Below are 23,908 nucleotides of genomic sequence, written 5' to 3'. Positions count from 1 at the left end.
TCAACCCGCTTTGGGGGCACTGGCCTTGTTGCGCTGGGTCAGCGTGGCGATCAGGCCATCAATGCCCTTGGCACCGATTTCCTGCGCGAACTGGGTGCGGTAGGTCTCGACGAGCCATACCCCCAACACGTTCAGATCGTAAATCTTCCAGCCTTGCGGTGTCTTCTCCAGCCGGTAGTCCAGCTGGATGGGTTCACCCCGCCCGCGGACCTCCGAACGCACCACGACCTCGGTATCTTCGGGCCTGGAACGCAAGGGACGGAAACTCAGCGTCTGGTCTTTGACTTCACCCAGTGCGCCCGCATAAGTACGCACCAACAGAATCTTGAACTCGTCCTGCAGCTGCTTCTGCTGCTCAGGGGTGGCCTGGCGCCAATAGCGCCCCACGGCCGACGATGTCATGCGGGAAAAGTTGACGTTCGGCATGATCTTGGTGTCGACCAAGGTCACGATACGACCGATGTCCCCCTTCTGGATCGCGGCATCGGCCTTCACGGCATCCATGACCTCGCCGGAAATGCGCTTGACCAGCACATCGGGCGCTTCATCGGCGGCAAAAGCCTGTGTGGCAACCAGAGGACTGGCCAGCAGCGCGCTGGTTGCGAGCAGACGGTATATCCATTGTCGACGTTGCATCATCTGAAATTCCTTCTTTGTAGCGGTGGTCCACCGGACTGGAGAACCGTTACCCCACATGTGAGGGCACTTTAAGCCAGCGGTTCCGCGCTTGTGTATCCGGCGTGTAATTATTTGGTATCGGTGTGTTGTCCGTCGCCGTTCTGCAAGCCGATGCCCTTGTCCTTCAGGTCCTCGATCTGACTCTCACGGCGTTGCAGGTACACATCGCGGGTGAAACTGTATTTGTCCAATGCGGCCCCATCGAGCATCGTGGTGGCACGCAGCAGGTTCGCCCGCGTCTCCACAGCCCGCAGCGCGTACAGCGAATTGCGCAACGCCACATCCGAGAGGCCCTGCACGAAGTCCCCACGTGCCTCGATGGTGAAACCCGCCGCATCCCGCACCGACGATGGCCCGAAGATCGGCAGCACCAGGTATGGACCCGAAGGAATGCCCCAGCGGCCCAGCGTCTGCCCGAAGTCAAGCCGCGTGCGCTCGATGCCCATCTCGGACGCGATATCCAACACCCCGGCGAGTCCGAAGAAGGTATTGACGTTGAAGCGCATGAAGTTTTCGACCGCTTCGCGCGGGCGCAACTGCAACGACGCGTTGATGAACGACCAGCCGTCACGCAGGTTCTCAAAGAAGTTGCTCACGCCGGTCCGCACAGGGTCGGGCGTGATGTCGCGATAAACGGTAGCGACCGGCTTGAGCACCGCGCCATCCACCGCGTCGTTGAACTCGGTCACCTGGCGGTTGAACGGCTCCCAAGGATCACGCGGATTTGCATTCGGCCCCGTGGCACAACCGGCCAGCACTAGACACAAGATGCCACCGGACACCCAGCGGAGCAGCGCACCAGGAAGTTGTTCAGAGGTTCTGTTTTTCATGTTTTGTTTCCTCCTTCAGATGCAGCACCCGAACGGATTCTCACTCAGGGCGCCTTGCTCTCACCACCATCAGCGGCCTTGTCGAACAGAAACTGTCCGATCAGGTTTTCAAGCACCACCGCGGATTGGGTCTGCGTGATCACGTCGCCATTGGCAAGGTTGTTGGTATCGCCGCCGGGTTCGATGCCGATGTACTGGTCGCCCAACAGGCCTGAAGTGAGGATCTTGGCCGAGGAGTCCTTGGGAAACACCACGTTCTTGTTGATCTCCATGGTGGCCAACCCCTGGTAGGTCTGCGTGTCCAGCACGACACTGGTGACCCGGCCGACATTCACCCCCGCGGAGCGCACCGGCGCACGCGCTTTCAGCCCCCCGATGTTGTCGAACCGCGCCTGCACCACGTAGGTCTCCCCTCCGTTGGAGAAGCTGCCCAGGTTGGCCGCCTTCAGGGCAAGGAAAAGCAGGCCCAGCGCGCCCAGCACGACAAACAGGCCAACAAGGATTTCAGTGCTTCTTTTGTTCATACGTAAACTGCTCAGTGATCAAGGGGTCGAGAACATCAGGGCGGTGAGGATGAAGTCCATCGCCAGCACGCCCAGCGAAGCCGTCACCACGGTGCGTGTCGTCGCGTAGGCAACGCCCTCGGGCGTGGCTTCGGTTTCATAGCCTTGGTACAAGGCCACGGCCGTGCAGATGACGCCAAACACCGCACTCTTGACCACGCCATTGCCGACATCGCGCCACACGTCCACACCGTTTTGCTGGATCGACCAGAAGTTGCCCGCATCAATGCCGATCAAACCAACGGCGACAACCCAGGCACCCAGAATGCCGATGGCGGAAAACAATGCCGCCAGCAAGGGCATTGCAATGACACCGGCGATGAAGCGCGGTGCCAGCACCCGCTTGCGCGGATCGATCGCCATCAGTTCCATGGCGGCGATCTGCTCGCCAGCCTTCATGAGACCAATTTCCGCGGTGAGCGACGTGCCAGCCCGGCCTGCAAACAGCAGCGCCGTGACCACGGGGCCCAATTCCCGCACCAGCGACAGGTTGACCACCAGCCCCAGCGACTCGGCGGCACCAAAATTGGTGAGGGTGTTGTAGAGCTGCAGGGCCAGCACGAAGCCGACCGCCAGCCCAGAGGCCAGGATGATGACCAGCGAACGGTTGCCAATGGCGTGGATCTGCGTCACGACCAGGCCAAAACGGGCCAGTCCAGCGGGCACGGCTTTGATCAGTTCAATGAAGAAAACGGCGCCGTGACCCCAGGCCGCGAACACGTCCAGGGCTCGACGACCCACATGCTGAAGCGGGTTCATCGCGAAGCCTCCAGACCGAAATCGACCGCCACCGGCGGCGCCGGGTAGTGGAACTTGACCGGGCCATCGGGCTCGCCGCGCACAAACTGCCGCACCTCGGGTTCGGTGCTGGCCATCAGCTCGGCCGGCGTACCCTGGGCCACGATGCGTCCACCCGTGGCCATGAGCACCACCCAGTCGCTGATCGCCATGCACTGGGGCACGTCGTGCGAAATCAGCAATGTGGTCGCGCCCGTCACGTCGGTGAGCGTGCGGATCAGTTTGGCCGCAACGCCCATGGACACCAGGTCCAGCCCGGCGAAGGGCTCGTCGTACATGATGAGCTCGGGGTCCAGTGCAATGGCCCGCGCAAGAGCAATGCGTCGCGCCATGCCGCCCGACACCTCGCTGATGCGCAGTCCCGCCGCACCCCGCAGGCCTACCGCGTTCAGCTTCATCAGCACGATGTCGCGGATCAGCGGCTCCGGCAGATCGGTCATCTCACGCAGCGGAAAGGCCACGTTGTCAAACACCGAGAGGTCGGTGAACAAGGCGCCGAACTGAAACAACATGCCCAGTCGGCGGCGCAGACGGAACAGCTGGTGCTTGTCACCCGTGTCCACGACTTCGCCATCAAACACCACGCGCCCGCTGTTGGGGGCATGCACGCCGCCAATCAGGCGCAACAAGGTGGTCTTGCCGCAGCCGGAACCACCGAGCACCGCCGTGACTTTTCCGCGCGCAAATCGCAGAGAGAGGTCGTTCAGGATGATTCGGCGGCTGTCGTAGCCAAACGTCACATGATCTATATCAATGAAGGTGGAGTCGCTCATGGGGCCAGGAAAAATGACTGCGCATTGTCGCACGCGGGTCGATCTCTCCCTTTTTCATAGCGAGGAAACCCTAGGGATCAACGTGGCAGGTCGGAGAATCCCATCAGGAACTCGTCCACCGAACGTGCGGCCTGACGGCCTTCGCGGATCGCCCAGACCACCAGGCTCTGACCTCGGCGCATGTCGCCGGCTACAAATACCTTGGGCACATTGGTGACGTAGCCACCCGTAAAGTCGGTGCTGGCCTTGGCGTTGCCGCGGGCATCTTTCTCGACCCCGAAACCATCCAGGATGCTGGCGACCGGGTTCACGAAGCCCATCGCGAGCAGCACCATGTCGGCCTTGTAGTCCTTTTCGGTGCCAGGGATTTCGACCAGCTTGCCGTCTTTCATTTCGACGTGCACGGTGGTCAGGCCAGTGACTTTGCCCTTCTCGCCCTTGAAGGCCTTCGTGGAGATGGCGAACTCGCGGGTGCAACCCTCTTCGTGGCTGGAGCTGGTGCGCAGCTTGAGCGGCCAGTAGGGCCACACCAGAGGCTTGTTTTCCACATCGGGCGGCTGGGGCATCACCTCGAACTGGGTCACGCTGACCGCGCCGTGGCGGTTGCTGGTGCCCACACAATCGCTGCCGGTGTCACCACCGCCGATCACGATGACGTGCTTGCCGTCGGCGCGCAACTGGCCCTTGAGCTTGTCGCCCGCGTTGACCTTGTTCTGCTGCGGCAGGAACTCCATGGCGAAATGGATGCCGTCCAGGTCTCGGCCCGGAACCGGCAGGTCGCGGCTCTGCTCGGAGCCACCGGTCAGCAGCACGGCGTCAAAATCTTTCTGCAGCTGTTCGGGTGTGACGGTTTCTTTGGCCCAGTTGGTGACCTTGCTGTCCTTGGGCAGCTCGCCGACCATGACACCGGTACGGAACACCACACCTTCGGCCTTCATCTGCTCGACGCGACGGTCAATGTGCGTCTTCTCCATCTTGAAGTCGGGGATGCCGTAACGCAGCAGGCCACCGATGCGGTCGTTCTTCTCGAACAGGGTCACGTCGTGACCCGCACGCGCAAGCTGCTGGGCTGAGGCCATGCCGGCCGGGCCGGAGCCGACCACGGCAACCTTCTTGCCGGTCTTGATCCTGGCCGGCTGCGGCTGCACCCAGCCTTCGGCCCAGGCCTTGTCGATGATCGCGTGTTCGATGGACTTGATGCCCACCGCCTCGCCGTTCACATTGAGCGTGCAGGCGGCCTCGCAAGGCGCTGGGCAGATGCGGCCGGTGAACTCGGGGAAGTTGTTGGTGCTGTGCAGCACGGTGATCGCGTTCTTCCAGTCGGCCTGGTAAACCAGATCGTTGAAGTCCGGAATGATGTTGTTGACCGGGCAGCCGCTGTTGCAGAACGGCGTGCCGCAGTCCATGCAGCGCGCGGCCTGCACCTTGGCCTGGCTGTCATCGAGGCCGACGACGAACTCCTTGTAGTCCTTCAGGCGCTCGGGCACGGGCTTGTAGCCCTCTTCCAGACGCTCGTATTCCATGAAGCCGGTGACTTTTCCCATGATGTTGATCCTTCGTATCCGTGTGTCTGGGCTTATTTGACGGCGGCCGTGGCCTGCTTCGCCGTACCTTGGGCTTTGGTGGTGGCGGTGGCGGCCGTCTTGCGGGCGTTGATCTCACCCAGGGCACGCTTGTATTCGTTCGGGAACACCTTCACGAACTTGCCGCGCGACTCGACCCAGGTGTCGAGCAGTTCGCGTGCGCGCTTGCTGCCGGTCCAGCGGTTGTGGTCTTCGAGCAGCTTCTTCAGCTGCGCTTCGTCGCTCAGTCCACGGTGCCAGATGGCCTTGTCGATCGTGGCTTCCTGCTCGGCCGTGCTCAACACCTTTTCCATGCTGACCATGGCGGTGTTGCATCGCTTGGCAAACTGGCCGTCTTCGTCGTACACATAGGCCAGACCGCCGCTCATGCCGGCGGCGAAGTTGCGGCCGGTCTTGCCCAGCACGGCCACGGTGCCGCCGGTCATGTATTCACATCCGTGGTCGCCCGTGCCCTCCACCACTGCGGTGGCGCCCGACAGACGCACCGCGAAGCGCTCGCCGGCCACGCCGGCAAAGAAGGCCTCGCCGCTGGTGGCACCGTACATCACGGTGTTGCCCACGATGATGTTTTGCGTCGCCACGCCGCGGAAGTCCAGGCTGGGGCGCACCACCACGCGGCCACCGGAAAGGCCTTTGCCGGTGTAGTCGTTGGCTTCACCGATCAGGTACAGCGTGATGCCGTTGCACAGGAAGGCACCGAACGACTGGCCACCGGTGCCTTCGAGCTGGATGTGGATCGTGTCGTCTGGCAGGCCCTCGGCGTGCACCTTGGTCACGGCGCCGGAGAGCATGGCACCGACCGAGCGGTTGACGTTGCGCGCCGCTTCCATGAAACGCACTTTCTCGCCCTTGTCGATGGCGAGACGGCTCTTGGCGATCAGGATGTTGTCGAGCGACTTCTCCAGACCGTGTTCCTGGTTCTGCGTGTGCAGGCGCGGCACGTCGGCGGGCACCGCCGGCATGGCCAGCAGGCGACTGAAGTCCAGGCCTTTGGCTTTCCAGTGCTCGATGCCTTGTTTGGTGTCCAGCAGGTCGGCACGACCGATCAGGTCATCGAACTTGCGGATGCCCAGCTGCGCCATGATCTGGCGGGCTTCTTCGGCGATGAAGAAGAAGTAGTTGACGACGTGCTCGGGCTTGCCGGTGAATTTCTTGCGCAGCACCGGGTCTTGCGTGGCCACGCCCACCGGGCAGGTGTTCAGGTGGCACTTGCGCATCATGATGCAGCCCTCGACCACCAGCGGCGCGGTGGCGAAGCCAAACTCGTCGGCACCGAGCAGGCCACCAATGACCACGTCGCGGCCGGTCTTCATCTGGCCGTCGGCCTGCACGCGCACGCGGCTGCGCAGGCGGTTGAGCACCAGGGTCTGCTGGGTTTCGGCCAGGCCGATTTCCCAGGGCGAACCCGCGTGCTTGATCGACGACCAAGGCGAAGCACCGGTGCCGCCGTCGTGGCCGGCGATCACCACATGGTCGGCCTTGCACTTGGCCACACCCGCAGCGATGGTGCCGACACCGATTTCCGACACCAGCTTGACGCTGATGGAGCTGTGCGGCGCCACATTCTTCAGATCGTGGATCAGCTGGGCCAGGTCTTCGATCGAGTAGATGTCGTGGTGCGGCGGAGGCGAAATCAGGCCCACGCCCGGCACACTGTGGCGCAACTTGCCAATGTAGTCCGACACCTTGCCGCCAGGCAGTTGGCCGCCTTCGCCGGGCTTGGCGCCCTGCGCCATCTTGATCTGGATCTGGTCAGCGCTGTTCAGGTATTCGGCTGTGACACCGAAGCGGCCCGACGCCACCTGCTTGATCTTGGAGCGCATGGAGTCGCCCTCTTGCAGCACGTAGTCGACCTCGAAGGTGTCCTTGCCCAGCAGGTCGGACATGGTCTGGCCCTGCTTGATCGGGATGCCTTTGAGTTCGTTGCGGTAGCGCAGCGCATCTTCGCCGCCTTCGCCGGTGTTGCTCTTGCCGCCAATGCGGTTCATGGCCACAGCCAGCGTGGCGTGCGCTTCGGTGGAGATGGAACCCAGCGACATGGCACCGGTGGCGAAGCGCTTGACGATCTCTTTGGCGGGCTCGACCTCGTCGATAGAGATCGCCTTGCTGGGGTCGATCTTGAACTCAAACAGACCGCGCAACGTCATGTGGCGCTTGCTCTGGTCGTTGATGATCTGGGCGTATTCCTTGTACGTGTTCCAGTTGTTGGCGCGCGTGCTGTGCTGCAGCTTGGCGATGGCGTCGGGCGTCCACATGTGCTCCTCGCCGCGGGCACGCCAGGCGTATTCACCACCGGTGTCCAACATGGTGGCGAGCACCGGGTTGTCGCTGAAGGCCGCCTTGTGCATGCGGATGGCTTCTTCAGCGATCTCGAACACGCCGATGCCACCGACGCGGCTGGACGTGCCAGAGAAGTACTTGTCCACCGTTTCGCTGTTGAGGCCGATGGCCTCGAACAGCTGGGCGCCGCAGTACGACATGTAGGTGCTCACGCCCATCTTGGACATGATCTTGGACAGGCCCTTGCCGATGGCCTTGACGTAGTTGTAGATCGCCTTCTCGGCGCTCAGGTCGCCCGGCAGGTCCTTGCAGATCGCGGCCAGGGTTTCCATCGCCAGGTACGGGTGCACGGCCTCGGCGCCGTAGCCGGCGAGCACGGCGAAGTGGTGCACTTCGCGTGCGGTGCCGGTCTCCACGACCAGACCCACCGAAGTGCGCAGACCTTCACGCACCAGGTGCTGGTGGATCGCCGACAGCGCCAACAGGGCAGGAATCGCCACCTGCGTGGCGCTCACGCCACGGTCGCTGATGATCAGGATGTTCTGGCCGCTCTTGATCGCATCCACCGCTTCGGCGCACAGCGACGCCAGCTTGGCTTCCACGCCTTCACGACCCCAGAACACCGGGTAGGTGATGTCCAGCGTGGCGCTGCGGAACTTGCCCTGGGTCACGCCTTCGATGTCGCGCAACTTGGCCATGTCGGCCACGTCCAGCACCGGCTGGCTCACTTCCAGGCGCATCGGCGGGTTGACGTGGTTGATGTCCAGCAGGTTGGGCTTGGGGCCGATGAAGGACACCAGCGACATCACGATCGCCTCGCGGATCGGGTCGATCGGCGGGTTCGTCACCTGGGCGAACAGCTGCTTGAAGTAGTTGTAGAGCGGCTTGTCCTTGTCGGACAGCACGGCCAGCGGGCTGTCGTTGCCCATGGAGCCGATGCCTTCTTCGCCATTGGCGGCCATGGGGCTGAGCAGGAACTTGATGTCTTCCTGCGTGTAGCCAAAGGCCTGCTGGCAGTCCAGCAACTCGGGTGTGACGTGTTCGGTTCCGGCGGACTGCGGCTCGGTCTGCGTAATGGGCAACTCCTGCGCGCTTTCACCGGCGACCGGTGTTTCCACGTCGTCCAGGCGGATGCGCAGGTTCTCGATCCACTGCTTGTAGGGCTTGGTGTTGGCGAGGTTGGCCTTGAGCTCCTCGTCGTCGATCATGCGGCCCTGTTCGAGGTCGATCAGGAACATCTTGCCGGGCTGCAGGCGCCACTTGCGCACGATCTTGTTTTCTGGCACCGGCAATACGCCCGATTCGGAACCCATGATGACCATGTCATCGTCGGTGATGCAGTAGCGCGAGGGGCGCAGGCCATTGCGGTCCAGCGTGGCACCGATCTGGCGGCCGTCGGTGAACACGATGGAAGCCGGGCCGTCCCAGGGTTCCATCATGGCGGCGTGGTATTCGTAGAAGGCCTTCCGGCGTTCGTCCATGGTGGTGTGCTGTTCCCAGGGCTCGGGGATCATCATCATCACGGCCTGGGCCAGCGGGTAGCCAGCCATCGTCAGCAGCTCCAGGCAGTTGTCGAAGGTGGCGGTGTCGGACTGGCCGGCGAAGCTGATCGGGTACAGCTTCTGCAGGTCAGCGCCCAGCACCGGTGAAGACATCACGCCTTCGCGCGCCTTCATCCAGTTGTAGTTGCCCTTGACGGTGTTGATCTCGCCGTTGTGCGCCACATAGCGGTACGGGTGGGCCAGTGGCCACTCCGGGAAGGTGTTGGTGGAGAAGCGCTGGTGCACCAGACCCAGGGCCGAAACGCAGCGGGTGTCCTGCAGATCCCTGTAATAAGTGCCCACCTGATCTGCCAGCAGCAGGCCTTTGTAGATCACGGTGCGGCTGCTCATGCTCACCACGTAATACTCTTTGCTGTGCTTGAGCCTGAGCGACTGGATGTGGCCGCTGGCGGTCTTGCGGATCACATAGAGCTTGCGCTCCAAAGCGTCCTGCACGATCACGTCGTTGCCGCGACCGATGAACACCTGGCGCAGGACGGGCTCCTTTTCGCGCACGGTGGGCGACATCGGCATGTCTTTGTTGACCGGCACATCGCGCCAGCCCAGCAACACCTGGCCTTCGTCAGCGATGGCGCGCTCCATTTCCTGTTCACAGGCCAGGCGGGAGGCGTGCTCCTTGGGCATGAAGATCATGCCAACGCCGTACTCACCGGGCGGTGGCAGCGTGATGCCTTGCGCCGCCATTTCCTCGCGGTAGAGCGCATCGGGCAACTGGATCAGGATACCGGCACCATCGCCCATGAGTTTGTCAGCACCCACTGCGCCGCGGTGATCCAGATTTTCAAGAATCTTCAGGCCCTGCTGCACGATCGCATGGCTCTTCTCGCCCTTGATGTGAGCGACAAAGCCGACGCCACAGGCGTCGTGCTCATTGGCCGGGTCGTACAGACCCTGTTGCTGGAGTTGCTGCTGTTCGGCTGCCGTGGTCATGGCGCTTCCTTCTCGGTTCGAGGGCATGAAAACAAAATTCGCGGGGTGCAGAGCTTAGTGCAATGCAACAAAAATGCCAAGTCGAATAAATAGGGTCAGAGTAGTATTAAATTGAATAGAGAAAGTTGAAAAAATAATAAGGGACACATCAAAATGAAACGCAAGCCTTTGATTTGATTGACCACTTTGATCAATCGCTGGCTGGTGTTCGCCGCGAAGGGGGTCGGCCCGGTTTGCCCTTGCTTACCCGTCTGTCGGTTTGTGCCTGCAGTGCGGCCATGAAGTCGGACTCCCCAAGCGGCCACCCATGCAGCAGCGCGTTGGTTATCACGGTCAACTGCGCTTCGCTCAATCCAGAACGCACCATTTCGGCGTACGCCGCTTCCCGCGCAAAAGGCGTGTTGCCCAGGCGCCAGTAAACCGGATGGGGGGTGATGCGCCGGTCGGAACCCTGCCCGACGTAATGCCTGTGGCTGGACCAGACGTGGTGCACGGGATCGGTCACCAACCCGGCACGCACCGGACTCAGATCCAGATAGGCCATGCAGGGCAGCAAATAGCGCTCCGCTTGCAGCAGAGTCGATCTGTAGCGGCCTTCCCACAGCGTTCCTGTGCGTCCATGTCGGGCATTGAAGTGACGCACGTAACGCCGGCCGATGGCTTGCATCATGCGAGGCACGCCATCTGCCGTCTCGGGTGTGAGCAGAAGATGAACGTGGTTGTCCATCAGCACATAGGCGTGCAACGCGACCTGGTACTTTTTGGCGTTTTCGGCCACCGCGTCAAGAAGCGCTGTGCGGTCGGCATCGTCCAGCACGATGGACTGGCGGTTGTTTCCCCTCTGGGTCACATGATGGAGGTAACCAGGCAGGGTAAGGCGGGGTAAGCGGGCCATTTCTCAATCCGGTCAGCGAGGTGAACAAGCTGTAGATTCTGACCCCATTTTTGCAACTCACGAATGCCATGGTCCGCCGCCAGCGGACGCCCTGCGATCAGCGCAGTGCCTGGTCTGCCCAGGCGCGCTGCAACCAGGCCGCCAACGCGATGCCGAGCAATGAGCAAGTACCCGTCACCACCCAAGTCCAGTGCCACCCCCCCGTCTGCGTGGCAACCCACGCCACCAAGGGCGGCCCGAGAAACTGACCCAGTGCCGAGAACTGCTGCATCCAGCCCACCGTGGTGGAGACTGTTGCCGCCCCTGGCGCCAACACGACGGCCAAGCTGAACAGCGTGCCCGGGATCAGTCCACCCACACCGGAAAACAGCAGCACGGCCAGGTACTGCCACACCGGATGACCTTGCGCCCCGAAGGCCACGACAGCCCCCATAGCCATGGCCAGGTAAGCCGTTGACAACAACACGCCGGGACGCATGCCTCGTGCCAGACACCGGCCAGCACCGATGTTGCCCACCATGTTGATGCCCGCGGCGAGCGCCGTCAGAACCCCAACCACCGCTCCGCTGTAGCCTGCCTGGTTGTAGATGGTGGGCAAGAATCCCACCACCGCCAACCACTGCCCCGAATACAGAAAGAAGGCCAGAGCAACCAGCCAGGGCCCCGGCGCAACCAGCGTCTGTTGAACGCGGGTCCATGGACTCGGCGCTCCTCCGACTACCAGCGGACTGGCATCCGTCGCACCCGCAGAGTCACCCGAAACCTGCGTGGCTAGTCCGATGGCGGCCAGCAACGTCAGCAGGGCCAGCGACAGCCACACCGGACGCCATCCGATCAGCGCCAACAACGGTGCGCCACATAGAAGTGCTGTCGCCGTCCCCAGTGGCATATAGGCCCCCCACCAACCGAGTGCTCGCGCAAGCGTTTTCGGGTCGTGGACCCGCCGGCGCAGCAGGCCCGGGGCGGGCAGCACAGCCAGGAGGAATCCCAGCCCTTCCAGCACCCGGGTCGCCAGCAGCCCGTGAACCCCGGTCGACAAGCCACCCAGCGCGCTGCCCAATGCCAGCAAACCCAGACCCGTCAGCATCACGCGTCGCGGTCCCAGGTGATCGGCCATCAACCCCACGATGAGGCCTAGAGTCATCCCGGCGAGCTGAACCAGGGACAACAGAAACCCTGCCTGAAGAAGACTGAGCCCCAAAGAAGTCTGCAACACAGGGATGGCGACCGGCAGTTTGCCCACATGCAACGCGCAAACGACGCCAACCCCGACCACAACCGCCGCCAACACCACAGGATTGCGCTCAGGCACAAAAGCGGATTCGGACGCGGTCAAGGAAAGAGCACCTTACCGCTCAGGCGCTCATGTTCTCGAATCGCAAAGCGATCGGTCATGCCTGCGATGTAGTCGGCAACAGCCCGCGCCCGGTGCGTGTCGGGCTGGCGACTCATTGGTGGCTCATGAGGCTGAGCCAGGTAGAAGGCGAACAGCTCGGTCACCACACGCCGGGCCCGTTCGGTTGTTTCCATCACCTGCGGGTGGCGGTACAGATTGCGCAGAAGGAATTGCTTCAGCTCCACGGACTGGTCCCGCATCGCCTCTGAGAAAGACACCAGGGTGCCATGTGCCCGCACCTCATCCACTGAGTCGACCCGTGATTTCTCGATATTTGAGCGCGAGGTGTCGATCACGTCGTACACCTGATCGCTGAGCATCCGCCGGATCACCTCAAACAACAGCCGGCGGCCGTCGAGTCGCGGGTGCTTCTCCAGAACCAGCCGGTGATACCGTGCAAACAGGGGTACGGCCTCAAGCTGCTCCATGCTGAGCAAACCGGAGCGTACGCCATCGTCGATGTCGTGTGCGTTGTAGGCAATCTCGTCAGCCAGGTTGCACAGTTGCGCCTCCAGGGAAGGCGAACCACCGGTCAAGAAACGCACCGCCACGCCGGAGGCATCCTGGGCACAGAGACGTTTTGCATTCGCCGGGGAACAGTGTTTCAGAACACCCTCCCGGGTCTCGAAAGTGAGATTCAACCCGTCGAAATCGGGATAACGCTCCTCGAGCGCATCGACCACCCTCAAGCTCTGGAGGTTGTGCTCAAAGCCCGACTGTTCACTCGCGTGAGGCGTATTCTGCGACAAAGGCTGGTTTTTCATGCAAGCGTTCAGCGCATCCTGGCCCGCGTGTCCGAACGGCGTGTGGCCCAGGTCATGCGCCAGCGCGACCGCCTCCACCAGGTCTTCGTTCAAGCTCAGCGAACGGGCGATGCTTCGACCCAATTGCGCAACCTCCAAAGAATGGGTCAGGCGGGTACGGAACAGGTCACCCTCATGGTTTAGAAACACCTGGGTCTTGTAAACCAGACGGCGAAAAGCCGTGCTGTGGATGATGCGATCGCGGTCTCGTTGAAACGCGGTTCGCGTGGGTGCTTCGGGTTCGCTGAAACGCCGGCCCCTGCTGCCGCCAGGATGACACGCATACGGCGCGAGGCCCATTCCGTTGTTCACCTCCATCCCGAAGCCCATGTCTCCACCCGGCTTGCCACCATCTGCAGGCACAAGGTGCTCACTGGCGACAACTGGACTGGATCACCTCGGTCACCAAACTGTCTGGTGCGCTGCGGACGACCGCCTGTCCGGAACCGTCAATCAACACAAACTTGATCTCCCCAGCCTCCGCCTTTTTGTCCACACGCATCAACGCCAGGTAGCGGTCCGCGTTGTCCTGAGCGTCCAGCACTGGCGCCACAACGGGCAGGCCGGCCCGCTCTATCAAACGGCTCAGACGGTCCACATACGTGGCATCGATCAAACCCAGGCGCTGCGACAGGCGCGCAGCCATGACCATGCCACAACCCACCGCCTCACCGTGCAGCCATTGCCCATATCCCATGCCGGCCTCGATGGCGTGGCCAAAGGTGTGACCGAAATTCAGGATTGCCCGAAGACCTGCCTCCCGCTCATCAGCACCCACCACATGGGCTTTGATTTCACAGCTGCGTCGAATCGCAAAAGCCAACGCGACAGGATCACGGGTTCGCAGCCGATCGAGGTTTGTCTCGATCCAGTCCAGAAAACCCGCGTCGGCGATGGGACCGTATTTGATGACTTCGGCCAAGCCTGCGCTCAGTTCCCGCTCGGGCAGCGTCTTGAGCGTATCCAGATCGCAGATCACCCGCTGCGGCTGGTAAAACGCGCCAATCATGTTTTTGCCCAACGGATGATTGATGCCGGTTTTCCCCCCCACTGAGGAGTCAACCTGGGCCAACAACGTCGTGGGTACCTGCACAAAAGGCACCCCTCGCATGTAACTGGCTGCGGCAAAGCCGGTCATGTCCCCGACGACACCTCCACCCAGGGCAAACAACACTGTTCTGCGGTCGCAACCCTGTTCAAGCAAGGCATCGAATATCAGATTGAGAGTGGCCCAGGTTTTGTAGGCCTCACCATCGGGCAGAACCACCTGGCCCACCACGGGATACTGTCCCTTCAAGGCGTCAGCCAAGGTCTGAAGGTACAGCGGCGCAACCGTCTCATTGGTCACGATCAGCGCATTCTTGGCGCAGGGCAAGCCAGCGTAGCTGTCTAGCGACCCAAGCAAGCCGCCGCCAATGGCAATGTTGTAGCTCCGTTCACCCAAGTGGATTTCAACCTGGGATTGCGTCGCGGATGGTGTGGTCTCGTGCATGGGGCCAGAGTGTAGAGCCTCCGGGAGCAGTCAGAAAGGCAGCCCACCGACCGCCCCACCTGGACAGAGACCTGATGTCAGCTCCTTCTGATGTCTTGCCCAGCCGGTAGAACATCTTTCACCACGCCGGCCAGTTCCAGTTGCATCATGATCATGTTGACAAGGGATGACACGGAAGGTCGCCCTGTTTCGATCACATAGTGCGCAGTCTCCCTGTACAGGGGGTCCCGTTGCGCAAACAGATCCCTAAGCCGCTGAAGTGGGTCAGCAACCTGAAGAAGAGGCCTGTTCCGGTCGTGCCGAAGACGCCTGAAAACTTCCTCAGGAGAAGATCTCAAATACACCACGTGACTGCGTTCGCGAAGACAAGTCCTATTCGCCGCGCGCAACACGGCGCCACCACCGGTCGATAGCACGCAAGGCTCCCCCCGCGCCAATTCATCAATCACAGCAGCTTCGAGATCACGAAAGCTGTCTTCGCCTTCTCGATCGAAATATTCGCGAATTGAGCACCCGAGGCGTTGCTCGATCACGTGATCAGAGTCAAAGAAAGGAACCAAAAGCCTGCGAGACAATTGGCGACCCACGGTTGTCTTGCCAGACCCTGGCAACCCCACCAAAGAAATCAACAATTGCATCAATACCACGCAAAAGCGTAGATACCTCTACGGCGACCAATCAAAAACCCCATCGAGAGAACCATCTCATTAACATTCTAAACGTCCGATAGCAACGCTGCACAGATGTTAAAGATCACTCAGTGATCTCGTCACCCTTCTCCACAGTGAAAGCGACCGTAGCAGAACGAGAATGCTGATCAAGAACTAGTACCGTTAGGTCCTCTCCACAACCGGTGAGCGTTGTGACCTTGAACTTCGGATCTTGACCAGAAACCTCTGTACGATCAAGAAAGAGATACTGGGGAAAAGAATTTACGATACGAAAAGGCGGCTGCCCCCCCACAATGGTAAAGGTCGTTTGAATTCCTGCCGTTCCTTGGCAAGACAAATCCCCATCCCCTGCCTTGATATTCACAGCATCAGGAACAGCTGCAAACTCGGCAGAATCCCCAGCATCCCCGCCACCTCCACCACAGGAAGCCAATGCGGCAACAAAACCAAAAAGACACACCGATCTCAAAATAAAACTCATCTTACTCATATCAATTTCCAATCATATTTATCTGGCGACACCACGGTCGCCAATGGTTCTTGGTGTGATGAAGATCAACAATTCAGACTTGTTTGAAGTCTTGTTTCTATTTTTAAAAAGATTTCCAACAACTGGAAGGTCCCCGAACAGCGGCACCTTGGTTACATCTTCTGTTTCATTTTGTTCAAAGATACCACCGATGACGACCGTACCCCCATTTTCAACCAACACCTGAGTTTGAACATGCTTGGTGTTAATTGCAATACCAGCAGCTACTGTTTCACCCCGACTGTCTTTATTGATATCAACATCAAGGATAATACCGCCTTCAGGGGTGATCTGAGGCGTAACCTCAAGTTTCAAATTGGCCTTCCTGAAGGCTACTGAAGTAGCGCCGCTAGAGGTCGCCTGCAAATATGGATACTCCGTCCCCTGTTCAATCAAGGCTTTTACTTGGTCTGCAGTCACAACTCGAGGACTCGAAACAATTTTCCCTCGCCCATCGGCTTCAAGAGCTGATATTTCGAGATTCAAAAAGCGATTTGCTGCAGAACTAAAGAGCGACACAGCAAAGGCTGCAGGCAAAGAACCACCAATGCCAGCAGATGGCAAATTAACGAAACTGGTGTTTATAGTATCCAACACATTTTCCGATTCAGCAGTGGTACTCGAAACAGCGTTATAGCTACCACCTATAGCAACACGATTTTGACCATTCACCGCATATCCTGCATCCCCACCGCGAACACCACGGAGATCACTCCCACCCAATCGAACTCCCAAGGATCGCCCAAATCTGTCATCAGCTTCGACAATTCGAGCTTCAATCAATACCTGGCGAATTGGAATATCCAATTTTGATATAAGTTGCTGAACCTGCTCCAGTTTCGTTGGAACATCCGTCACGAACAGCTGATTTGTTCTTGGTTCGGCGATCACGCTACCTCGATTTGAGAGAATACGGGCACCAGCACCAGCACCAGCACCAGCCGAACCTCCAGGCCCAGTCAACTGAACAGCTACCTCGCTGGCTTTCGCATAATTCATCTGAAAACTCTGAGTGCGCAGTGTCTCCAGACTTTCAATAGAGGCCTTTGCTTCCAACTCTTGCTTCTCGCGCGCTGCAATTTCATCCTGGGGAGCAATCCAGAGAACATTTCCGCTCTTCCGCATTCCCAAGCCTTTGGCCTGAAGTATTATGTCAAGAGCTTGATCCCACGGGACATCCTTCAAACGCAGTGTCACAGCTCCACTTACTGAATCCGAAGTGACAATATTGAAGTTGGTAAAATCCGCAATGACCTGCAGCAGCGACCTGACTTCAATATTTTGGAAATTGAGCGACAATTTCTCACCGTTATAGCCAGGTCCTTGAGTAAGCTTGGATTCATCAATTTTTTGCTCACGAACTTCAAGCACAAACTGATTGTCACTCTGATATGCCGAGTGTTCCCAGTTGCCCTTGGGCGTCACCACCATGCGAACACGGTCACCAATCTGACTGGTGACCACGCTCTGGATGGGAGTGCCAAAATCGGTCACATCCAGCTTGCGGTTCAATCCTTCCGGCAAAGATGTTCGCAAGAAGTCCACGACAAGGTCCTTACCCTGCTGGCGGATGTCGACACCAACCTGATTGTCCGCAAGATCAACCACCACCCGCCCTGAATTACCAACGCCTCTTCGGAAATCAATATCTTTGAGTGCAACCGTGTGATCGGTTTGCACTTGGGAAAACATAGCATGACCGTTTGGTGGCGGTGCACCGGCTGCTTCCGTACGATCAAGAACCAGCAACAACGATTTTCCATCCAGCTTGGCTTGATAGGCAGCAGGTTGCTTCAGATTGATCACAACCCGAGTCCGGTCTCCCGCCTGAACCACGTTGGCCGATCGCAAATTCCCTTGATTCAGCTCTACGCTATTTCTGCCCATGGCATTCACCACACCTGGGAAATCCAACGCAATCCGAGCAGGCGACTGGATCGTGAATCCGGTTGGCAGTGCAGTCAAAGCCTCTGTAGTGTCGATACGTACAACCTCCACACCGGCCTGCATGCCGCCAGTCAAAGACTGGATGGCATTTTGCGCATGGGCCAGAAACGAAGTCATGGCTATGACCATGAACAGTGACAGCTTGCGCAGACTCCGCTCTTTTGACTTAGAGATGGTCACGCTATAGGATTTTGTCATTTGGAAACTTCCTCTTGTAACTGCAAGGCCGCCGGACGCTCAATCCACTCACCTGCTGCATCCTGCACAATTTCGCGCAGGTTGATTTCATTTTCGGTGATTTTCAACACCCGTCCATAGTTCTGACCCAGGTAACTGCCCTGGGTTACTTGGTAAAGGAGTTGATCCACCTTCACCAAGGCAACGAGCTGTCCAGCACGATTCAGACTGCCAACCATCGACATGGTATCCAGCGGAAAAGCCTCCAACGGCTGCTTCCGACGACTCATCTCTGCATCGATCAAAGCGGAATTTCCAGCGGGTAGCGCCTGTCCTCCGCGCAGAATACTTGCCAATTTCTCGCTGCTGAAAGGCTCCACAAGCCGCTCACCTCCGTAAGCATATGGTTCAAATTTTGTGGGCTCCGGAATTGGTTTGACATCGGGCTTGATGGAGTTTCTCTCATTTTGCATCCAGAGGCTCAACTCTTCCTGCTCAGAGCTTCCACACCCCTGCAGCAATACCAGTGAAAAAGCCAGCAACGCAACGCCGATTTGGCCACCTGACCTGCGCCGGATCATTTAGACACTCCTTTAGGCATTTTTTTTTCCGACGTAGCTTTTTGCTGCAGTTCGATCTCCTCTTGATCGAGATACCGGAATGTTTTTGCAGTGCAATCCATGGTCAGGATGCCATCTCTATCTTTTACAGGAGCAAGCGACAAATTGTTCAATGTGACAATGCGAGACAAGTTAGCAATGTCTGCCGCGAACAATCCAATGTCGTGGTACCCACCTGTTACGCGAACGGCTATCGGAAGTTCTGCATAGTACTCTTTCACAGAGACTTGGCCTGGGCGAAACAGTTCAAACTGCAAACTGCGACCCAAGCCTGCTTGGTTGATGTCAGACAACAAGGCATCCATTTCTGCCTTGCTGGGAAGTTGTTTCTCCAGTTGATTAACGTACTGCTGAACCTGTTCAAGCTGTTTCTTCAACGCATCCAGATTGACTGCCTGAACCAGCTTCTTTCGATAGTCTTCTCGCAACTGCTGTTCCCGGGTTTGCTCAGTCAACAACTCCTCATCAACAGCCTTGAGCCAAAAAAACCAAAGACCGGCAATAACAGCGGCGCAAACAAATATATAGAGTAGATTCCGCGGCAGCGATGGCCAGGAAGAAGGATCATTGGGATCAAGGCCAGAAAACTGCCTTTGAAGCGTATCCTGAACCGATTTGAAATCGAGGTTGATGGTAGGTGATAGAGCCATGATTACCCCGATCAGATTTTTCCTGGCGCCGGGGGTGTTGCTCCCGCAGCACCCTGCCCAACTCCATTCGAACCAGTGGGGCGATTGAGAGCCACTCTGATCTTAAAATTCGATACCCTGCGCTGCTCGCGATTTGAACCGGTTGCGTTGGCTGCAACGATTTCGATCAACTCAGGCTTCCCGAGCCAAGACGAGTTGTTCGCAAGATTTCGCAACAACTCAGAAACCCGTTCTTGAGATTGGGCCACACCCTCCAACAAGACGCTTTGATTTTCTTGCTTCATGCTTTTCAGATAAATACCGTCTGGCAGTTGCGCCACCAGTTCGTCAAGCAGGTGTACCGGCATGTTTCGATCCGCCTGCAGCCCCTCTACAGCGGTTTGCCTGGCTCGCAGAGAAGCAATTTGCGCCTGAAGGCTCGCAATATCCTTAATTTCAGCATCCAGCTCTTTCGTCTTGCTTTGAAGAAACGAATTCCGCTGCTGCTGTTCCGCAATTTGCCCCTGATACCATGTAAACACGGCACCACAGATGATGCCTCCAAGCAGGGCGGACAGCCCCAGCTGTGCAAAGAATTGCTCTTTCTGCTTTTTTCTCGCAGCCTCACGATGAGGCAACAAATTGATCAAAATCATTGGTAAAACCTCCGCAACGCCAAGCCAGTGGAGGTTAGATAGGATGGGGCTTCACGCGCGATCTTTCGTGCCTGTACGCTGGTGGCCATTTCCATACCATCGAACGGATTGATCACCATGCAAGCAAACGAAGTCTGATGGGTGACCCCTTCGATCAAACCGGGCAATGCCGCACTGCCTCCGGCCAGCAAGATGTGGTCAACCTTGTTGTAGGGGGTGCTGGTGAAGAAGAACTGCAAAGCACGCCCAATTTCTTGTGCCATGCTTTCAATAAATGGGTTCAGCACGGCTGATCGATAGTCATCCGGCAAGTCGCCCGATCGCTTCTTGGCCTCAGCCTCGTCGGCAGAAAAACCATACTGACGCACGATCAACTGCGTCAACTGGGCACCTCCAAAAGCTTGATCGCGCTCATACAGTACGTCATCGTTGCGCATCACCTGCATACTGGTGGTCAAGGCACCCACCTCAAACAATGCCACCAGAGAATCCACGCCTTGATTGGGCAGTGTTTCAATCACCCGTCCAGCGGCCATCCGGGAGGCGTAGGGCTCGACGTCCATGATGACCGGCTTGAGGCCTGCGGCTTCAGCAAGTCCCTGCCGATCAGACACCTTCTCCTTGCGTGAAGCCGCGATCAGGACCTCGGCATCTCCGACCGAGTTGGCACTTGGCCCAACGACACAAAAATCGAGACTGACTTCATCAAGCGAGAAGGGGATGTACTGGTTGGCCTCCGACTCGACCTGCGCCTCAAGCTCTTTTTCAGACAGCCCGCCAGGGAGAACGATCTTTTTGGTGATCACGGCCGATGCGGGCAACGCCATGGCCACATTCTTGGTCTTGCTGCCGCTTTTGCGGACAACCCGGCGCACGGCCTCGGCGACTTCATCGAACTTTTCGATGTTCCCATCGGTGATCCACCCTCGCTCCAGGGGCTCGATGGCACAACGCTCCAACACCAGATCACCGGAGCGATTACGGCTCAACTCAACCAGTTTGACACTGGACGAACTGACGTCGATGCCCAACAACGGCGCTGGATCACGGCTGAAAAACGACCCCAATGAGATCAAGGTGACCCCCAAAAAATAGAAGCGCGGCAAGGCGCCAGACTTAAGATTTCACTTGAATGCTAGCAGCAAGCCCCTTGTGCAGCAAAGATTTTCTACCTTTGACACAGAAGAGAACGTTGCCAAAAGCATACGCAAACCAACCACTCCCGGCAGACCGGCAGCACGCAGAAAGATAAGAAACACACAACAACTCACAATAACGGCTTCTGCTCTGACACCTTCACAACAGGCCGATTTTTATAATCAGCCTCCTTCGCCTTGACTGTTCGCATGCCTCAAAACGATCCCGCTGCCTCCCGCTCGTCCGAGCCCACCGACTCCCAGAAAGCGGGCCTGCTGGCGTGGCTTGGACGCGTGCTGGCAGGTCTGACAGGGCTGGTGCTGGCGGCCTTGGTTGCGCTCTTTTTGGGGGTGGGCATCGGACTGGCCGTGGCCTATCCCAATCTGCCCGATGTGGGCGCCCTGGCCGACTACCGGCCCAAGTTGCCCCTTCGGGTGCTCACCGCCGATGGCTTGGTGATCGGCGAATTTGGCGAAGAGCGCCGCAGCCTCCTGCCGATAAAAGACATCCCGGATGTCATGAAGAATGCCGTCCTCGCCATTGAGGACTCCCGGTTTTTCGAGCATGGCGGCGTGGACTACCGAGGCATGCTCCGGGCGGTGCTGGCCAATTTGGGCCAGGCAAAAAGTCAGGGAGCATCAACCATCACGATGCAGGTGGCCCGAAACGTTTACCTGTCTGCAGAAAAGAGCTACACCCGCAAAATCTATGAGGTGCTGCTCACATTCAAGCTGGAATATCTGCTCACCAAAGAGCAGATCCTGGAGATCTACATGAACCAGATTTTTCTGGGTCAGCGAGCCTATGGCTTTGCCACCGCGTCGCAGACGTACTTTGGCAAGCCGCTCAAGGACGTGAGCATTGCCGAAGCAGCCATGCTGGCAGGCCTGCCCAAAGCACCTTCAGCGTACAACCCCATTTCCAACCCCAAACGCGCCCGTGCCAGGCAACTGCACATCATTGATCGCATGCTCGAAAACGGGTTCATCACCGCCGAAGAGGCCCGATCAGCCAGGATCGAAGAACTCAGACTTCGCCCGCTAGGCGGACCTGAACGGGTTCACGGTGAATTTGTTGCCGAGATGGTTCGCCAGTCCATGGTCGCCCAATACGGAGAAGAAGCCTACACCCGCGGCCTTACCGTCACCACCACGCTTCAGTCCAGCGAACAACAAACCGCGTACCAAGCTTTACGCCGTGGCATCCTGACTTACGAAAGCCGTCAGAGGTACCGCGGCCCCGAACTCTTCATCAACCTTCCGGCGGACAAAGCTGCACGTGAAGATGTGATCGATAGCGTGTTGGCGGAGCACCCCGACAACGGTGACCTGCTCTCTGCCGTCGTGCTTGAAGCCGCTCCTCGCAAGGTAGTGGTGGTTCGACAGGATGGCGAGCCCTTCGCCGTCACCGGCGAAGGCCTGCGCCCCGTGCAATCGGGACTGGCGGAAAAAGCTGCCCCTTCGATCAAACTCCGTCCGGGGGCCGTGGTTCGGGTGGTCAGGACTTCTGCCAACGGGTGGCGCATCAGCCAGTTGCCCGAGGTCGAGTCTGCCTTCGTGGCGATGGATCCCAACACCGGAGCGGTGCACGCGCTGGTCGGTGGCTTCGACTTCCAGAAGAACAAGTTCAACCACGTGACCCAGGCTTGGCGCCAGCCGGGCTCCAGCTTCAAGCCCTTCATCTACTCCGCCGCGCTTGAAAAAGGCCTGACACCGATGACCGTGGTGAACGACGCGCCGCTTTTCTACAGCGCCGAGCAAACCGGTGGCAAGCCCTGGGAGCCCAAGAACTATGACGGACAGTTCGAGGGACCGATGTCGGTGCGCCGCGCACTGGCCAAGTCCAAGAACATGGTGTCGATCCGCGTGCTACAGCTCGTTGGAACAAAAAGCGCTCAGGACTGGGTCGCCCGGTTCGGTTTCCCGCCAGAGAGGCACCCTCCCTACCTGACCATGGCGCTCGGCGCCGGTGCGGTCACTCCGATGCAGATGACCACTGGGTACGCCGTGTTTGCCAATGGCGGTCATCGCGTCACACCCGTCCTGATCACCCGCGTTGTCGAACAACGTGGAAAAGTGCTTTTTGATGAACCTCCCAAAGCAGTGGACGCATCGAGCCAGGTGATCGACGAACGCAATGCCTTCATCATGAGCAGCCTGCTGCAGGAAATCACCCGAACCGGCACGGCTGCGCGTGCCCAGGCAACGCTGAAACGGCCGGACGTCTACGGCAAGACGGGCACCACCAACGACTCCATGGACGCTTGGTTCGTGGGCTACCACCCTTCCCTCGTGGCGACTGCCTGGGTGGGTTACGACACGCCGCGCAATCTGGGTAGCCGCGAAACCGGTGGCGGCTTGAGCCTGCCGATCTGGATCGACTACATGTCAGAAGCACTCAAAGGGGTGCCAGTGGTTGAGTACAAACCGCCGTCGGGCGTGATTCGTGTCGGTGGCGACTGGTACTACGAGGAGTTTGGCCCTGGCCAGGGTGTGCATGGCCTGGGCTTGCAGGACCCGTGGCCCGGTAGCCAGGTTGAAAGCGATGTCACGTCCCCAGAGGCCGCTACTCAGCCCAACGCCACCGAGGACCGGCGCACCATCCTGGACCTGTTCAGGAACTGAACGTCAGCGGCTGGCCCGCCTGCTCGGTTGCACAACGGGACAGGTGCGAAAAAAATTCGCCCTGCCCTTTGCTGTCCATCCACTGGGCACCGTCGTACTTGTAGTGAAAGCCCCCCGCGCGCGCCGCCATCCAGACCTCCTGCAGCGGTTTCTGCAAATTCACGATGATCTGGCTACGGTTGGCAAAGGTCAACGTCACCATGGCGCCTACGCGCTGGTTGTCAATGTCCGCGGCAGTCTCATCATTGATGCGGTCGCAAGCCAGTTCTATGGCACGGAGCAAGGCCTCGGCGCGATCCAGATATTCGATATCGGTCATTACAATGCACCCACTA

At 59.0% G+C, this 23,908-nt stretch carries 20 protein-coding genes; 1 reads left to right on the top strand and 19 read right to left on the bottom strand.

Features of this window, described 5'->3' with window-relative positions; genetic code table 11:
• The 18 genes from ACN5W5_RS20760 to ACN5W5_RS20675 form a co-directional block, all read right to left on the bottom strand.
• Nucleotides 1–636, bottom strand: coding sequence for an MlaC/ttg2D family ABC transporter substrate-binding protein (locus tag ACN5W5_RS20760; protein ID WP_420050411.1), 636 nt, complete (start codon nt 634–636; stop codon nt 1–3).
• A 110-nt stretch (nt 637–746) separates the two neighbouring features.
• The gene (locus ACN5W5_RS20755; RefSeq protein ID WP_420050339.1) at nt 747–1,508 is read right to left on the bottom strand and encodes a VacJ family lipoprotein; all 762 of its coding nucleotides are present in this window, start codon (nt 1,506–1,508) and stop codon (nt 747–749) included.
• 44 nt (nt 1,509–1,552) lie between these two features.
• Nucleotides 1,553–2,032 carry an outer membrane lipid asymmetry maintenance protein MlaD gene (gene mlaD, locus ACN5W5_RS20750; protein ID WP_420050338.1) on the bottom strand — a complete coding sequence of 160 codons (480 nt, stop codon included), beginning with the start codon at nt 2,030–2,032 and terminating at the stop codon, nt 1,553–1,555.
• Nucleotides 2,033–2,050: 18 nt separating this feature from the next.
• The gene (mlaE, locus tag ACN5W5_RS20745) at nt 2,051–2,830 is read right to left on the bottom strand and encodes a lipid asymmetry maintenance ABC transporter permease subunit MlaE (protein WP_210826823.1); all 780 of its coding nucleotides are present in this window, start codon (nt 2,828–2,830) and stop codon (nt 2,051–2,053) included.
• On the bottom strand, nt 2,827–3,642 hold the full coding sequence (locus tag ACN5W5_RS20740; protein ID WP_420050337.1) for an ABC transporter ATP-binding protein: 816 nt from the start codon (nt 3,640–3,642) through the stop codon (nt 2,827–2,829). The genes mlaE and ACN5W5_RS20740 overlap by 4 nt, the downstream gene beginning before the upstream one ends.
• Before the next feature lie 77 nt (nt 3,643–3,719).
• A complete protein-coding gene (locus ACN5W5_RS20735; RefSeq protein WP_420050336.1) occupies nt 3,720–5,186 on the bottom strand; it encodes a glutamate synthase subunit beta in 1,467 nt (488 codons plus the stop codon).
• Between the two features lie 32 nt (nt 5,187–5,218).
• Nucleotides 5,219–9,997 (bottom strand): glutamate synthase-related protein, encoded by a 4,779-nt coding sequence (locus ACN5W5_RS20730; RefSeq protein WP_420050335.1) that lies wholly within the window; start codon nt 9,995–9,997, stop codon nt 5,219–5,221.
• Nucleotides 9,998–10,187: 190 nt separating this feature from the next.
• The gene (locus ACN5W5_RS20725) at nt 10,188–10,892 is read right to left on the bottom strand and encodes a transposase (protein WP_420050334.1); all 705 of its coding nucleotides are present in this window, start codon (nt 10,890–10,892) and stop codon (nt 10,188–10,190) included.
• 97 nt (nt 10,893–10,989) lie between these two features.
• On the bottom strand, nt 10,990–12,228 hold the full coding sequence (locus tag ACN5W5_RS20720; protein WP_420050333.1) for a CynX/NimT family MFS transporter: 1,239 nt from the start codon (nt 12,226–12,228) through the stop codon (nt 10,990–10,992).
• Entirely contained in the window at nt 12,225–13,391 is a 1,167-nt protein-coding gene (locus ACN5W5_RS20715; RefSeq protein ID WP_420050410.1) for a deoxyguanosinetriphosphate triphosphohydrolase, read from the bottom strand. The genes ACN5W5_RS20720 and ACN5W5_RS20715 overlap by 4 nt, the downstream gene beginning before the upstream one ends.
• 70 nt (nt 13,392–13,461) lie before the next feature.
• On the bottom strand, nt 13,462–14,583 hold the full coding sequence (aroB, locus tag ACN5W5_RS20710) for a 3-dehydroquinate synthase (protein WP_420050332.1): 1,122 nt from the start codon (nt 14,581–14,583) through the stop codon (nt 13,462–13,464).
• A 77-nt stretch (nt 14,584–14,660) separates the two neighbouring features.
• A complete protein-coding gene (locus ACN5W5_RS20705) occupies nt 14,661–15,215 on the bottom strand; it encodes a shikimate kinase (RefSeq protein WP_420050409.1) in 555 nt (184 codons plus the stop codon).
• Nucleotides 15,216–15,336: 121 nt separating this feature from the next.
• Nucleotides 15,337–15,744 carry a hypothetical protein gene (locus ACN5W5_RS20700; protein ID WP_420050331.1) on the bottom strand — a complete coding sequence of 136 codons (408 nt, stop codon included), beginning with the start codon at nt 15,742–15,744 and terminating at the stop codon, nt 15,337–15,339.
• 18 nt (nt 15,745–15,762) lie between these two features.
• Nucleotides 15,763–17,928: a type IV pilus secretin PilQ gene (gene pilQ / locus ACN5W5_RS20695; RefSeq protein ID WP_420050330.1), complete on the bottom strand. Its 2,166-nt coding sequence runs from the start codon at nt 17,926–17,928 to the stop codon at nt 15,763–15,765.
• The gene (locus tag ACN5W5_RS20690; protein ID WP_420050329.1) at nt 17,925–18,488 is read right to left on the bottom strand and encodes a pilus assembly protein PilP; all 564 of its coding nucleotides are present in this window, start codon (nt 18,486–18,488) and stop codon (nt 17,925–17,927) included. The genes pilQ and ACN5W5_RS20690 overlap by 4 nt, the downstream gene beginning before the upstream one ends.
• Nucleotides 18,485–19,177, bottom strand: coding sequence for a type 4a pilus biogenesis protein PilO (locus ACN5W5_RS20685; RefSeq protein WP_420050328.1), 693 nt, complete (start codon nt 19,175–19,177; stop codon nt 18,485–18,487). The genes ACN5W5_RS20690 and ACN5W5_RS20685 overlap by 4 nt, the downstream gene beginning before the upstream one ends.
• 11 nt (nt 19,178–19,188) lie before the next feature.
• The gene (locus ACN5W5_RS20680; protein ID WP_420050327.1) at nt 19,189–19,812 is read right to left on the bottom strand and encodes a PilN domain-containing protein; all 624 of its coding nucleotides are present in this window, start codon (nt 19,810–19,812) and stop codon (nt 19,189–19,191) included.
• On the bottom strand, nt 19,809–20,888 hold the full coding sequence (locus ACN5W5_RS20675; protein WP_420050408.1) for a pilus assembly protein PilM: 1,080 nt from the start codon (nt 20,886–20,888) through the stop codon (nt 19,809–19,811). Before ACN5W5_RS20675 ends, ACN5W5_RS20680 begins: the two co-directional genes overlap by 4 nt.
• Nucleotides 20,889–21,158: 270 nt before the next feature.
• Here ACN5W5_RS20675 and ACN5W5_RS20670 point away from each other — a divergent pair, with 270 nt between their 5' ends.
• Complete coding sequence (locus ACN5W5_RS20670) at nt 21,159–23,573, top strand: penicillin-binding protein 1A (RefSeq protein WP_420050326.1); 2,415 nt, start codon at nt 21,159–21,161, stop codon at nt 23,571–23,573.
• Here the strand turns inward: ACN5W5_RS20670 and cyaY are convergent.
• Nucleotides 23,563–23,892 (bottom strand): iron donor protein CyaY, encoded by a 330-nt coding sequence (gene cyaY / locus ACN5W5_RS20665; protein ID WP_420050325.1) that lies wholly within the window; start codon nt 23,890–23,892, stop codon nt 23,563–23,565. The two genes, ACN5W5_RS20670 and cyaY, sit on opposite strands and share 11 nt — an antisense overlap.
• Between the last annotated feature and the right edge of the window lie 16 nt (nt 23,893–23,908).

Source organism: Hydrogenophaga sp. ZJX-1 (assembly GCF_048590325.1).
Classification (GTDB): domain Bacteria; phylum Pseudomonadota; class Gammaproteobacteria; order Burkholderiales; family Burkholderiaceae_C; genus Hydrogenophaga.
Note: the sequence above shows the minus strand (reverse complement) of the source record. Positions and strands in the feature narration are given on the sequence as shown.

What these genes read in the sequence shown, in the direction of transcription:
- ACN5W5_RS20760 (WP_420050411.1), bottom strand. Translation starts at nt 636, where the DNA reads ATGCAACGTCGACAATGGATATACCGTCTGCTCGCAACCAGCGCGCTG.
- ACN5W5_RS20755 (WP_420050339.1), bottom strand. Translation starts at nt 1,508, where the DNA reads ATGAAAAACAGAACCTCTGAACAACTTCCTGGTGCGCTGCTCCGCTGG.
- mlaD (WP_420050338.1), bottom strand. Translation starts at nt 2,032, where the DNA reads ATGAACAAAAGAAGCACTGAAATCCTTGTTGGCCTGTTTGTCGTGCTG.
- mlaE (WP_210826823.1), bottom strand. Translation starts at nt 2,830, where the DNA reads ATGAACCCGCTTCAGCATGTGGGTCGTCGAGCCCTGGACGTGTTCGCG.
- ACN5W5_RS20740 (WP_420050337.1), bottom strand. Translation starts at nt 3,642, where the DNA reads ATGAGCGACTCCACCTTCATTGATATAGATCATGTGACGTTTGGCTAC.
- ACN5W5_RS20735 (WP_420050336.1), bottom strand. Translation starts at nt 5,186, where the DNA reads ATGGGAAAAGTCACCGGCTTCATGGAATACGAGCGTCTGGAAGAGGGC.
- ACN5W5_RS20730 (WP_420050335.1), bottom strand. Translation starts at nt 9,997, where the DNA reads ATGACCACGGCAGCCGAACAGCAGCAACTCCAGCAACAGGGTCTGTAC.
- ACN5W5_RS20725 (WP_420050334.1), bottom strand. Translation starts at nt 10,892, where the DNA reads ATGGCCCGCTTACCCCGCCTTACCCTGCCTGGTTACCTCCATCATGTG.
- ACN5W5_RS20715 (WP_420050410.1), bottom strand. Translation starts at nt 13,391, where the DNA reads ATGGGCCTCGCGCCGTATGCGTGTCATCCTGGCGGCAGCAGGGGCCGG.
- aroB (WP_420050332.1), bottom strand. Translation starts at nt 14,583, where the DNA reads ATGCACGAGACCACACCATCCGCGACGCAATCCCAGGTTGAAATCCAC.
- ACN5W5_RS20700 (WP_420050331.1), bottom strand. Translation starts at nt 15,744, where the DNA reads ATGAGTAAGATGAGTTTTATTTTGAGATCGGTGTGTCTTTTTGGTTTT.
- pilQ (WP_420050330.1), bottom strand. Translation starts at nt 17,928, where the DNA reads ATGACAAAATCCTATAGCGTGACCATCTCTAAGTCAAAAGAGCGGAGT.
- ACN5W5_RS20690 (WP_420050329.1), bottom strand. Translation starts at nt 18,488, where the DNA reads ATGATCCGGCGCAGGTCAGGTGGCCAAATCGGCGTTGCGTTGCTGGCT.
- ACN5W5_RS20685 (WP_420050328.1), bottom strand. Translation starts at nt 19,177, where the DNA reads ATGGCTCTATCACCTACCATCAACCTCGATTTCAAATCGGTTCAGGAT.
- ACN5W5_RS20680 (WP_420050327.1), bottom strand. Translation starts at nt 19,812, where the DNA reads ATGATTTTGATCAATTTGTTGCCTCATCGTGAGGCTGCGAGAAAAAAG.
- ACN5W5_RS20670 (WP_420050326.1), top strand. Translation starts at nt 21,159, where the DNA reads ATGCCTCAAAACGATCCCGCTGCCTCCCGCTCGTCCGAGCCCACCGAC.
- cyaY (WP_420050325.1), bottom strand. Translation starts at nt 23,892, where the DNA reads ATGACCGATATCGAATATCTGGATCGCGCCGAGGCCTTGCTCCGTGCC.